Origin of the sequence: Microlunatus ginsengisoli (assembly GCF_039537205.1) — a bacterium.
Classification (GTDB): Bacteria; Actinomycetota; Actinomycetes; order Propionibacteriales; family Propionibacteriaceae; genus Microlunatus; species Microlunatus ginsengisoli.
The window spans coordinates 1-12,013 of record NZ_BAABAB010000058.1 but is presented as its reverse complement, the minus strand read 5'-3'; the positions used below and the strand labels follow the sequence as shown (position 1 = coordinate 12,013).

The 12,013-nt window shown below is 64.2% G+C and carries 11 protein-coding genes; 2 read left to right on the top strand and 9 right to left on the bottom strand.

Annotated elements, in window-relative coordinates; translation table 11 throughout:
• Positions 1-482 precede the first annotated feature (482 nt).
• From ABD747_RS26550 to ABD747_RS26530, 5 genes are all read right to left on the bottom strand, one after another.
• Entirely contained in the window at positions 483-731 is a 249-nt protein-coding gene (locus tag ABD747_RS26550; RefSeq protein WP_344810176.1) for a hypothetical protein, read from the bottom strand.
• A gap of 359 nt (positions 732-1,090) precedes the next feature.
• Positions 1,091-1,651: a DUF5994 family protein gene (locus ABD747_RS26545; RefSeq protein ID WP_344810175.1), complete on the bottom strand. Its 561-nt coding sequence runs from the start codon at positions 1,649-1,651 to the stop codon at positions 1,091-1,093.
• A 256-nt stretch (positions 1,652-1,907) separates the two neighbouring features.
• Positions 1,908-2,084: a YegP family protein gene (locus tag ABD747_RS26540; RefSeq protein ID WP_344810177.1), complete on the bottom strand. Its 177-nt coding sequence runs from the start codon at positions 2,082-2,084 to the stop codon at positions 1,908-1,910.
• Positions 2,085-2,785: 701 nt separating this feature from the next.
• The gene (locus ABD747_RS26535) at positions 2,786-3,049 is read right to left on the bottom strand and encodes a hypothetical protein (RefSeq protein WP_344810174.1); all 264 of its coding nucleotides are present in this window, start codon (positions 3,047-3,049) and stop codon (positions 2,786-2,788) included.
• 237 nt (positions 3,050-3,286) lie between these two features.
• Positions 3,287-3,481, bottom strand: a complete 195-nt coding sequence (locus tag ABD747_RS26530) for an RGCVC family protein (protein WP_344810173.1) — start codon at positions 3,479-3,481, stop codon at positions 3,287-3,289.
• Between the two features lie 457 nt (positions 3,482-3,938).
• Here ABD747_RS26530 and ABD747_RS26525 point away from each other — a divergent pair, with 457 nt between their 5' ends.
• The gene (locus tag ABD747_RS26525) at positions 3,939-4,514 is read left to right on the top strand and encodes a DoxX family protein (protein WP_344810172.1); all 576 of its coding nucleotides are present in this window, start codon (positions 3,939-3,941) and stop codon (positions 4,512-4,514) included.
• Between the two features lie 445 nt (positions 4,515-4,959).
• Here the strand turns inward: ABD747_RS26525 and ABD747_RS26870 are convergent, their stop codons facing one another.
• The 3 genes from ABD747_RS26870 to ABD747_RS26515 all read right to left on the bottom strand — a co-directional run bounded on the left by ABD747_RS26870 (position 4,960) and on the right by ABD747_RS26515 (position 7,409).
• Complete coding sequence (locus ABD747_RS26870; RefSeq protein WP_425562592.1) at positions 4,960-5,202, bottom strand: DUF3459 domain-containing protein; 243 nt, start codon at positions 5,200-5,202, stop codon at positions 4,960-4,962.
• A 15-nt stretch (positions 5,203-5,217) separates the two neighbouring features.
• Positions 5,218-6,243 carry an alpha-amylase family glycosyl hydrolase gene (locus ABD747_RS26520; RefSeq protein ID WP_344810171.1) on the bottom strand — a complete coding sequence of 342 codons (1,026 nt, stop codon included), beginning with the start codon at positions 6,241-6,243 and terminating at the stop codon, positions 5,218-5,220.
• Positions 6,244-6,809: 566 nt separating this feature from the next.
• Complete coding sequence (locus ABD747_RS26515; protein WP_344810170.1) at positions 6,810-7,409, bottom strand: universal stress protein; 600 nt, start codon at positions 7,407-7,409, stop codon at positions 6,810-6,812.
• Positions 7,410-7,518: 109 nt separating this feature from the next.
• Here ABD747_RS26515 and ABD747_RS26510 point away from each other — a divergent pair, with 109 nt between their 5' ends.
• Positions 7,519-8,937, top strand: a complete 1,419-nt coding sequence (locus ABD747_RS26510) for a cytochrome P450 (protein WP_344810169.1) — start codon at positions 7,519-7,521, stop codon at positions 8,935-8,937.
• Between the two features lie 670 nt (positions 8,938-9,607).
• On the opposite strand, the gene ABD747_RS26505 is transcribed toward ABD747_RS26510, so the two are convergent.
• Positions 9,608-10,714, bottom strand: coding sequence for a tetratricopeptide repeat protein (locus ABD747_RS26505; protein ID WP_344810168.1), 1,107 nt, complete (start codon positions 10,712-10,714; stop codon positions 9,608-9,610).
• Positions 10,715-12,013: the final 1,299 nt, after the last annotated feature.

Below are 12,013 nucleotides of genomic sequence, written 5' to 3'. Positions count from 1 at the left end.
ACCTGGCCACCACTGGGGACCAGAACTGGCCACCAGTGGGGACTTTTTCATGGCCACGGACAGGTGCCTCTTCCAAGCTGGTCATGCGGCAGGACTCGACATCGGTGCGACACACCGGTACGACGCTCGGCTGCCGAACGCCGCTCTTATTTGAGAATGAAGCGGCTCGCTGCGCTCGGCCGTGACCGGCGCATTCACGAGCAGCCATCAGCCCACGGACAACTCGCCCGTCGTCCGTAGCTCGACTTCGCGCGTCGGCCACCCGACTCGTCAACGCTCCACGCGACTCATCCGGTCAATCGATCCGCCTCGGCGAGAAGCAAGTCACCGAATGGCTGCAACCCGATCTGTCGGCTTTAAGGCCGCCGATGATGCGGTGGATTGTTCCCCAGTCCCTGCAGAATCGTCGGCAGTCGCGGGCCGACCAGCGTTTAGGGCCAAGAACTCGACTTCCGGGCCGACAGCCGAATTGATCGTCATCGCTAGCCACGCAGCCCCTGCTCCAGTTGCACTCTGGCGAACCACAGGCCGCCACCACCCGTCCAGCCCGCGATCCGACGCCATCCCAGCGATGCCAGCGTCTTGTCGGCCCGACCCTTGTCCCAGTTCGGCCAGCTGCCGAGCGCCTCGGCCACGGTGCCCCGTTCCGCCCAGGCCGCCCGGCCGCTGCCCTCCAGGGCAGTCACGACGACACCCGGCTTGTCGCCGTGCGGTGCGTTGTTCAGAGTCACCCGGGCGCTGTACATCATCACTTCGTCACTTCCATTCCCAGGGACGAGCGCGGATCAGGTGATCCACGCCCACGCAGAATCCCGGGGGCGCAGCGCTGACTACGGCTCAAGAATTGCTACAGCTCCACCCAAAGTGGGCCACACGCAACGGCGCGCCGGTCAGGTCGATCGCGACCGGGTGGCCAACCCACGCGACGCGCAGGCGGACCTCCGAAAGCGCCGGGTCGACGACCAACCACGGCGCAAGGGCCCGGCTGACCAAGGTGAGTTTGCCCCGGAGATGCGCGAAGCCCAAGCTAACCGCTAGACGAGTCCTGGCCCCTGATCGACCCGTCCCAACTTTGGCTTGAGGCCGCCGGCTAGGTCTGGTCATTCGCTCCGCCGTCGCCATCCCAATGGGACAACACGCCGGCCAGCAACAGATCCACGGACTCGCTGAGGATGGTCGGGCCGGACTTCAGGTTGGCGGGTGTGGCAGCGATCCGCATGGCATGGCTGGCTGTTCGATCGCCCCATTCAGGAGGCACCACCAAGAGCTGCACCAAACGCGGCGAGGTCACGCCCTTCAACAACACCAGATGGGTGTCCTCGCGCGGGAAGGAACCGAAGTTCACGAAGCCGTTTCCCGTTTTGACGCGTCCCCGCCCGGGCGGCTCCCAATCTGGCGTGGAGTACACCACTCGGCAGATCCGGTCCGAAGTCCCGGGGAAATGGTCCACCAGATCCAGTGCCTCCACGGTGAGGTCACGGCTGTAAGGCCACCACGCCCCATCCAGCGCACCTCGACCGATGTCAGGAGACAGCCGAAGCCGTAGCGGCCCGCGCGCGTGTGCCCGTGGCGAACCCGACGACTTGAGCAACTGAGTCGCTGACCGTTCAACCGGTCCCGACGAGTATGCGACAACGTGCGCGATTGACATGATCCACGCTCTCCACCTGGTCCTCGGAAGAGTCCAGGTGGAGGCTCTGGGAGCAAGTACCCCCAGCCTACAACGGTCGGAAACCCATCGGCCGGCCAACGGCCCGCTGCTGACCTTGGAAACGATGCTTGAGTTCCTCGAACTTCGGAGGAGCCTGGCGGCCTGCGGAGGGGTCCCCGACGACAGCAGGCATCAGAAGCTTTGCGACCAGGTGGTGGGATGAGCACACCCATGAGAAGGTCAGGCACTGCTGCGACTAGAACGTGGTAGCCGTCTGGTCGTCGACGTCCGCCGCGGCCGCATCGCGCCTCACCGCCGCGATTGCATTTTGCACTCCAGCCTTGGTTTTGTACCCCTCACCGCTGGTTGCGATCGATCGACCGTTGGTCGACTTCAAACGCCACCGGAACTCGCCCTGAGCGTCTCTATACACCTCGAACCTCGCCACCGCGGCGCCTCCCACCTGCCCCGGATCTGCCGCGGCGAGTCAATGGGACCCTAGCCGAACTGGCCGCCCTGGCGCGACACCAACCTAGCCCCTCCGTCCACTGCCCGTCGCGACCGACGCGCAAGGCTCGGTGAGGCAGCTAGCGGCCCGTGCAGCATCTTTGCAAGCAGACGCCTGGGCTGGCAACTGACACCAACTGCAGATCAGAGGATCAGGAGCGCCCAAGCACGGCACCGAAGTACAGCAACGACCGCCACGCGCAGTGAGTCCGCGACCGCCGACATTTCCACCGAGCACAACCGACGGCCTCGCTGGCGGCAATCCGGCCGCATTGCAATAGGCTCAACTTCTCGCTAAGCGGTTGCAGGGCGTAAGCCCCGCAGCAGCAACGGGCGAACATCGGCATTTACTTGCCGGGACTGTCATGCTCCGGAGCCGCCGGGTTCAGGAGAGCGAAGGTCGCGGCCCATATAGATCACGTTGTCTTCATGGTTGTAGCTGTATGAGTACCCGGAGTCCAACACAGCCCCATGATGCTTACAAACGGCCACCTCGGCCAAGCCCCAGATCTCGTCCTCGACGACGAAGCTGCGAGTAGCCCGGCGCTGACAACGCAGAACCTGACACTGAAGCATGTCGCCCGGCACCTGAGCACCCGACATTGACACCGTAACGCTCCATCAAGGTTACTCGGGAGGTTGGTTGACGCCGGCGCCTCGATCGACGCCGGCATGCCCCTCGTTGCGGCCGATGGCTGCCCAATTCCTCGGTTCGTGGCCTTGAGCTCGTTCCCACGCGGCTACCTTGGCGGCCACCGTGTCGGGATCGCTGGCGAGCGCCCTCGCAAGATCAAAGCGCCCGTACGCTCCGGCCACGATCTTTGGATACCTGGTGCTCACGTTGCCGAAACGGTTGGAGAACCTCACCGCGAGGGAGAGCTCGGTTGCCATGCCGTCCATCCTCTCAGATGGATGGACGCCGACCGCGTTCGACGGGACTTCGGCTCGGATCGAGCGCCACGCTGATGAGATGCCGCGGCTCACACGTCGGGCCAGTTCGGGCGACGTGGCGTCATGCGGTTGGTCTGAGGCACAGTGGCAGCCTCGCTTCAGCTCGATGGTCGCGACTCGCGCGCCCGACGAATCGCTCGGGATGGGCCGTGGTGTAGGACGATCCCGCGTACACACTCAGTAGTGGCTGAGGACGCGGGCTTCGGCCACCACACCGGAGCAGAGGCAGGCACGCTGGCCGACCCCGAGGGTCGTTGCCGCGCACCAGCGGATGCCGATCGCGTCATGCATCGCCAGCGGATGGCCGCAGGTCTGGCACGGATCGCTGCCTGAGTCCGGGTCGCGAATGAGCGGGGAAGGCGAGGTGTTCATGTCGAGCCCCCATAGGCCCGTCAGTAGGGCCGAATGCTGATCGCCAGGGACCGCCGACCAGGCAGTCTGCAGAGAGTCCTCGGTACCTCCACGATACGCGAGCCGGAACTCCAGACGAAACGGAGGCAGCGATTGGTCAGGCAAACGCCGACCAATCGTTGGCCGTCGGCGGTCTCGTAACAAAGAGGAGCGGGCCGCGAGACACTAAGTCGCTGAGATCGTTCTGATAAGGCAGAGTTCGATCGCTGTCAGCAGGAGCGACACTGATGCTTCCTCGTATGTCCGTGAGGAAGGGCCGACCATGTCCGGATCGTGGCGGAGTGCGCGGCGGCACGTTGTCTCGGACCATGCGCCCGGGCCCGTCGCGGTTTCGCGGAGGTGTCGCCGGGTTATGTGACCGTGGGCTAAGCGCTGCGCGTCCGGCGCAGTTCGGCGCCGTTTCGATGAGGAGGTTGTCATGACACTCAAGGGGACACGAGAAGATCTCGGCGTGCTGCTGTTCCGGGTCGGCCTTGGCGGAACGCTGGCCGTCCATGGCGCACAAAAGCTCTTCGGCTGGTTCGGCGGACACGGCGTGGTAGGTACAGCCGGCGGGATGGATGCAATGGGCTTCCAGCCAGCCAAAGCCAGCGCCATTCTCGCCGGGCTCGGCGAAGCAGGAGGCGGTGCGCTCCTTGCCCTCGGACTGGCGACTCCCGTCGGTGGGGCAGCCGCAGCATCAACCATGTTCGCCGCCGGCTCAGTGCACAAGCCAGCCGGCTTCTTCGCGATGGAAGGCGGGTACGAGTACAACCTCATCCTCGGTCTCGGCGCCGCAGCGCTGGCCATCCGGGGCCCGGGCCGCTACTCGATCGACAGACTGCTCGGTGACCGACTCAACCGGCCGTGGTTGGCAGCCGTCGCGCTAATGGGATGCGGAGCGGCGTCGGCGGTGGTCGTGACGCGTCGCCAGAAGGCGCTGGCAGCACGTGAAACTCCCACCGCGCCGCATCAGCCGGCCCAAGGCGAGCGCGCCGAGGCCCACGGCGACTGACTACCACCCGCGAGAGTGTCCTGCCAGCATCGCAAGACAGCACCGTCAGTACAGCAGCGAGGTACACCAACACCGTTACGGACTGACGCATCCGTCCTGGCCATTCAACCCACGTTCGCGCTGAGGGACCCTCGTCGTAAGCCGTCATCGTGCAAACCACCCCAAGCGTGCCCGGACGGACTTCTGACCCCATTCTGACCCCAACGACGCCTACCGACCGCACAGCGTCGCCACCCGCGGCAGCCATGCCCGGACCTAGCCGCCGCGCGCAGTATTACCGGCAAGGATGTTTGCAAGCAGGTGGTTGAACCCGTCGGTCTTTGTGCGCTCTCGCCCGAGGATCGAGCCTGCCGCCCCACCCAGCGTGGCCAATCCCACGTTTCTGACTCACCGAGAACTTGCATCGAGCGACTGATGGGAAGGCTTAACACCGTGTGCGGCCTGCTCAACCCGCAGTCACCACCCAACCGTGCGGAGGGGCGGCTGTGCCTGGAGGGGCTGGCTGGGCTTCGAGGACTTCTGCGGCGTCGTTGAGCGGCATCGATGTACTGCCTAGGTTCAGGGCCAGAGTCAGCGCCTCCTGGCCGTGGCGCGCCCTGGACCGCACGACCAGACGCGCCTTCTCCACCAGTTCGATCTCGAGCACCCCATCGACAAGCCAGGGATGGTGCCGGCGAAAGCCGATCATTCGCCGATAGGTCTCCTACACCTCCGGGTGCGAGTGATCAAACAGCCCGCGCTCGGGCGGCATCTCCGGACGCACAGCATCGTCCCCGTGCGGGCGATCCTCCTTGATCGCCTCCAAACCGAACTCGTCGCCGTAGTAGACGCTGGGCACTCCGGGCAGGAAGCACAGCAGCGCCACGGCATGCGACCAGTGCCGGTCATCACGAATCCGGCTTGCCACTCGAGTCACGTCATGATTGCTCAGGAATGTTAACGGCAAGAAGTCCTCCACGAACCCTGCGTGCCTGCCCAGCGTCCACTCCAGCTCATGGAAATTGATGCTGTCGATGGAGGACCAGATCGCCCACCACAGCTCGTACTCCGTGACCGAGTCCAGCCCAGATCTCTGCACATAGTCGACGTAGTCACCATGGATCATCTCCCCGACAAACCAGGCATCGGGAAACTCCCTGCGTACATCCGGCAGAACCGCGGCCCAGAACTCCGCCGGCACGGCGTACGCGGCGTCCAGCCGCCAGCCGTCGATGCCGCGGCGCAACCAGTGCAACATCACCTCCCGCACGAACTCCTGCACCCGTGCTGTCCGGTGGTTGAGCGTGATCAGAGAGTCGTGACCCTCGAAATAGTCGGCCGTGATCACACCATCGGTGTCGTACAGCCTGGCCACCCACTCCTCAGCCGCTGAACCGGGTCCTTCAGCCAACGCCTGGGCGACGGGCGGGAAGCTGCGGCCAGCATGGTTGAAGACGCCGTCCAGCAGCAGCCGCACGCCCTTGTCCCGGCAGGCCGCGACCAGGCCGTCGAAGTCGGCGCCATCACCCAGACGGGGATCGATCTGGAAGTAGTCCTCCGTGTCATAGCCGTGGCTGGCGGAGGTGAAGATTGGACCGAGCAGCAGACCGTTCCCGCCCCAGGAGATCAGATGGTCCAGCCACCCGCGTAGCCGTGGCAACCGGTTCAGCCCACCCCGAACCGATGCCAGCTCCTTCTCAGCTCCGAGGAAACCGAGGGGATAAACCTGCCACCAGACCACGTGATCCACCCACGACCCCATGATGGCCTCCTCTCCCGGGGCCGCACCCTGTCCGACCACACCACACCCTCCCAGACCGGCAACGGCGAGCCAGACAGGGTGCCCTCACGGCCTCATGTCGGCCACACCCTGAATGACCGGCCAGGCACGGCCGTCACGGCTTACTTACTCGGTGGTCGCCGCGCATCGCCGAGACCTGGACTAGACGTCGCCGAAAGACCGTGGTTTCCACAGCCGAATTACGTTGTACACCGAGTTATCCACACGGGTGCAACGCGCGAGGCTGGAGCTCTATCGTTGCGCGAAGGAGCCCGTGAGCTGCGTCTACCGGGGGCTCTCGGCCTCGGCAACCAGCCGTCGCCCTGGTGTCAGCGCCCGCTTGGCAACGGCGTCCCTGTGGAGCTAACCACCCGGGGACGCCGGGCCAGGTGGTCTCCCGGCGAGGTGCAGCCCGCGATTTGGTCAGGCGGCCCCCAGCCCCTCTTACGGACCAGATGGATGGCGTCCGGACTGCCCCTTCAAGCCTTCACAACCAGAAGGTCACCGCGAGTCAGCGGAGGGGCGCCGAGTCCGAATCAGTCCCCGGGATCCGATTCGGTGACTGAACGGCGCGGGCCGCCGGCACCCTTGGCGGGTTGCACGCCAAGTATCCGGTCCTCGTCCAGCGCCGAGGTCTGCACGATGAGAACGTTGCATACGGCGTTCTTCACGACCTCACGCGGAACTGATCCGGGCAGTTGTCCTTCGCTCGCTCCCAGTCCTCGGTTGCCCACGACGATGAGACTCGCAGGGTCCGAACCTGCCGTGTCGAGAAGGGCCTGCGCCGGGTCGCCGCGGACCAATCGTTGGTCGATATATCGCACCCGTTCCTGCGTGAGACCGGCAACCGACTTAGCCAACGCCTTCCGGGCCGGCTCCACGCCGTAGACGTCGCGGTGCATCCCTGGGGTGGGGCTCGGAGCCGCGCTCGGGTCGCCCTCCTTGTAGGCGGTGACCACGACCAGCCGGGCATTGGCGGCCTGCGCTACCTCCGCGGCCCGATCCACCGCATACAGGCTGGACGGCGTGCCGTCCGAACCGACCACGACCCGGTCGTAGACGGTGATGGTGCGGTGGGTGCCCAGCGGGCTGAAATCGTGTCTGACAAGCTCGACTAAGGCGCGTGCACTCAGCAATGCCGTATGACAGTGCTGAACAGATCGGTCTGATAAGGCAGCAGTCTGCCGGTCGACGAGTGGGGATAGGCTGGTCCAGTCAGGGGGCCCAGACGCCGTCTATTCGGATGTGTGTCCGACACGGCTCAGGCGTTTTGAGGGCATTGTGATCGTTAGGGAAGCTGGCCGCAGGGTGCCGTCTCTGCGGGGTGCTCCTCTTGTTGGCGCGGCCCTGGATCTGCGCCGCGACTACCTGGGAACGTTGTTGCGTGCTGCCCGTGATGTTGGTGATGTAGCGCGTATCTACGCCGGACCCCCTGGATGGCGAGTGGCGTTCTACAGCATCTCGGCTCCCGAGCTGGTTCTGGAGATCTTGGGGCAGCCCGATCGGTACACCAAGGGCAACCAGTTCTACGCCGAGGTGCGTAAGGCGCTGGGGAACGGAATGCTGACCAGTGAGGGCGACGACTGGCACCGGCAACGTCGCTTCCTCGCTCCGGTATTCACACACAAGCGGATTTCGACAACCTACGCCGCAATCATGGTGGACGAGGCGCAACAGCTGGTCCGGCGCTGGAGCCGGGTCGCCGCCACCGGCGGAGCGGTGGACGTCCACGGCGAGATGATCGATCTGACTTCCCGGATTATCGGCCGAGTGCTCTTCGGCGCCGACATGTCGGCCGCCGTGCCAGAAATCGTGAAGTTCAGGTTTGTCAGCGACTTGATTCTCCAGCGCGGGTTCAGCCCGCGGCCGACCCCGATGTGCGTGCCGACCCGAGCCAACCGACGACTGAGCTCAGGACTGGCCGGCTTACGCGCCGTCGTCGACGGCATCATCGCCGACCGCCGCCGCAAGACCGACACAGTGCCTACCCAGGACCTGCTCGGCCTGCTCTTGACCTCTCGTGATGTCGACAACGGTCGGGATCGATTGAGCGACACTGAAATCGCGGACCAGGTGTTGATCTTCCTGCTTGCCGGTCACGACACGACCGCGTCCACCCTCGCCTGCCTTCTCGTCGAGCTGGCTCGTGCACCGGAGTGGCAGCAAACCCTCCGGGACGAACTCGACCACGTGCTGGCTGGTCGCGTCGTGACCGCCGGCGACCTGGCCGCACTGCCTTGGACCGGCCGAGCGGTGCGGGAGGCGATGCGACTCTATCCGGCCGCCCACAGCATCGGCCGCAGCAACACCCACGAGGAGACGCTCAACGGCTACCGCATCCCGGCCGGCTCGGCCATCGTGGTGTCGCCCTGGACGATTCACCGCTCGCCCAAGATCTGGGTTGATCCACAGACGTTCGATCCCCAGCGGTTCGACCTACCGGGCGGGCAGGTGCCCGGCGGCCACAAGTACGCCTGGTTCCCTTTCGGGGCCGGTCCGCACGCCTGCATCGGCATGCAGCTGGCCATGCTCGAGACACCAATCGTTCTGGCCACCATCCTGCAGACCTATCGCCTATCGACGTCCCTCACGTCGATTCCCCTCCAGCCGGCGATCAGCCTTCATCCCGCCGACCCCCTCCCGGTCCAGATCCAGCTCTCCTAGGGCTCAGCCGCGCGGAAACCGCCCTCCCTTGCCGCGGCGGCGTCCTCGATGCTCGGCAAAGCATCTGCCATCTCAAGGCGGCCGCCCCCTAGCCGCCACCACCCACGCCTCAGTACTCCGGAGCCGACGCCGGCAGATGGCTGAGCTCACGAGGACGGCTCGGTGAAATAGCAGCCGCCCTCACGGCGGACGGATTCTAACTGAATGGCTCGGCATGTTGATTAACGTTTCCCGCTACCGCGGGTGCCGCGATGGCGGCCACTGCTAGAACGACAAGTGCCATTCTTCGACCCAATCGACGTAGAGAACTCGGTCCGTAACTCATCTGCGCAACCTCCCACCGCATTGGCCGGACGAACCCGCTTGGAGAAGGCTATCATTATCCGGTGCATCGGTCGCTGACCTGCCACACTGCATATCGACTCGACGCCTCGCACATTGTCGGGAGATGGGCGTTGAGCCGCCCCGCCGGCGGACGCGAAGTGACGGTACCACGCCTCCGGGCCGAATTCCCAACAGGAGTGTTACAGAGGCAGCCTGGATGCCCTACCGACCATGCGGCCAGTGGCGATCCGAGCGAAAGAGGGTTGGTCAGGCTCCGCGTATAAAGTCGCTTCTAGATTATCTGCAGTGTTCGTTGGCGGCGGCACGATTACGCCGATACCGGGTGCTATCCATCGTCATGCCGGTCCTGAACCGTGCAAGTGGGCTCGTGCGGTCGATCCGTAAGGCGAGCTTGGGCTCGGAGCGTAAATGGGTGATTCACTCCGTACCGTGCGCTTAGAACGGATAGCGCGTTCGCTTGGTGCTGCTGCGCCTGGTCCCATCGGCCTGCTCGGGCGTGGAGAACACCGATGTTGCTCAGTATTGTCGCTACCTCGGGATGGTCCGGTCCCAGGACACGCACCTTGATGCGCAGAGCCTTGGAGAGCTCAGCGGAAGCCTCCCGCAACTTGCCTTGCTGCAGATGTAGTGAGGCAAGCGTGTGAAGAGTGGCACCGACCTCGTAGTGGTCGGTCCCGAACTGGTCGCGCCAAATCGTTAGAGCGTCTCTGAGATGCTGTTCCGCCTGCTCCTGCTCGCCGATCTCCGCGAGAACGGCACCTAACACGACACGGTCGGCTGCAACTAGGGTTGATCCGGGTCCATTCAAAGCTTGCCGGAGTTCAACCGCTACACGCGCCGGCTGCTCGGCCTCGCGGAATCGGCCCTCCATGTAGGCAAGCCCCGCCAGGTTGTGCAGTATCGATGCTCGAAACTCATCGTCGCTGCCACATCTAGCGAGGGCGGTCGCATAGTGCTTCGCTGCCTCTTCGAAACGGCCCGTCTCCTTTGCAACGATGCCCGCCATGTTGTTCCAAGGACCAATCAAATGCTGAGAACTGGCGAGCGAATCCAGAAGCTCGAGGCACGCTGCGAGGGTTGCGTCGGCCTGCGGGTAGTCCGCCCGCCGGCGATGGACGTCGGCCTTCGCGATCAATACTTGGGCCACGTGAACCCGTTGCTGAGTGGTCGGGTTCACCGTATCGCTCACTTTGAGAGCATCTGCGTAAGCGGCTTCGGCCTGCCCCAGCCGCATCAGGCTCGTCAGAATTTGTGCGTGGGTTATGAGCGCGTCGAACAGTTCGTGATGTGATGCGGCGGAGCGGTGCGCCAAGCGGTGACGCATAAGTTGAACGGCTCGAGCGGCCATTTTCTCAGCGCTCAGCTGGTCACCCACTCGAACGAAGAGAAGCGCCTGCCGATGACGGTACCGGGCTCGCACCAGCTCCCACACGCTCGACCGCCTCGCCGGTTAGTTCGATGATGACTTAGTTAAGTTTGGGTCAAGCGGAGGGTCAGTTAGCGCGCGCGTGGTTCGACCGCTCTTGCGAGCCAAGCGGTTCAATCAATGAAAGCATTGGGTCTGCGTGGTTCACGATGCGGATCGCGGCGGCCGGGGTATGCAATTGCCACGCTGAGTCCAGCACCTGCCACCCCTGCGACTAGACACCGACGAGCGGACGCGGCGATACGCGGCTTCAACATTGCAGCCTTTCGTTTATGACCCGGACTACAGGAGCGGCTGAATGGAGCGCTTGGAAACGCGCGGCCACCTCAATGGATGGGTTCAGCATGCTGATGCTCTCGACCAGCCGCGGCCTGGTAAGCGATGGCGCTCCCAATTCCGATGCCAGCCACGACCGCTATCAGAGCGCGTCGAACCAGGATAGACATGCGCAACTTCATGAGAAACCTTTCTTTGAGCGGCTTATTTGAACCATGACGAATCCGAACTTTGTGCGCCGCCTCGAGAGTGCGAACCAATGGGATTGCTAGGCTGACTCAGCACATTCGTTGGTTGATCGGCTCGGCGTGTTGGGCAGTTCGGCCAGCAGCTGCCTCATAGGCGATGGCGCTTGCGATTCCCGTCCCCGCCGCAAGAGCAATCAAAGCGCGGCGGATCATTACTGACAAGCGAAGCTTCATGACGGCACATTCCTAACGTACTTGTTGCGAAGCCCGGCCGATCCCGGTCCTTTAAGACGGTGACCTCTCGATACCGAAATGAAACGTTCAACCGCAACCGGACCAACCTCGAGCGGCGAGGACGATCGCGCGACCCCCTCCCCGTTAGGCACAACTGCGATGACCGCCATTCCTGTTGGCGGTTAGGTGACCGTCTTACACCCCGGTGCGCGCCAAGCGCAACGGGTTTTCGGTCTATCTCATCGAAACGTCGGTTCTTGGTATCGAATGTGAGAACGTGATTCACAGCTCTTCTGTGCCAAAGCCTCGAATCAGTTAACGGGGCCGGCGGAGATCTGCGCCCCGTTGGCTCGCTTCAGGACATGAGCACGCGCCCCATGCCGTGCCGGAAGCCGCTTCGGCCTGCTCGCGCTCGGGACAGTCTGAATCGTCAGCGGGTTGCCAACCACCGCCAATGGTTCGGCTTGAATTCACGCGTCGCCCAGTTTGGCTCGCGACTGAGGCGAGTCAGGTCAGCGCTTTCCTCTGCTCGTGGGAGCGCGACGCGATGTCGTCGGGGTTGGTGGAGGCGCGAGCGAGGAACTCGGCCGGGAGAACGACCTCGACG

Coding starts and splice junctions, on each gene's coding strand:
- ABD747_RS26530 (WP_344810173.1), bottom strand. CDS start 3,481: ATGAACACCTCGCCTTCCCCGCTCATTCGCGACCCGGACTCAGGCAGC.
- ABD747_RS26545 (WP_344810175.1), bottom strand. CDS start 1,651: ATGTCAATCGCGCACGTTGTCGCATACTCGTCGGGACCGGTTGAACGG.
- ABD747_RS26525 (WP_344810172.1), top strand. CDS start 3,939: ATGACACTCAAGGGGACACGAGAAGATCTCGGCGTGCTGCTGTTCCGG.
- ABD747_RS26535 (WP_344810174.1), bottom strand. CDS start 3,049: ATGGCAACCGAGCTCTCCCTCGCGGTGAGGTTCTCCAACCGTTTCGGC.
- ABD747_RS26870 (WP_425562592.1), bottom strand. CDS start 5,202: ATGATCGGCTTTCGCCGGCACCATCCCTGGCTTGTCGATGGGGTGCTC.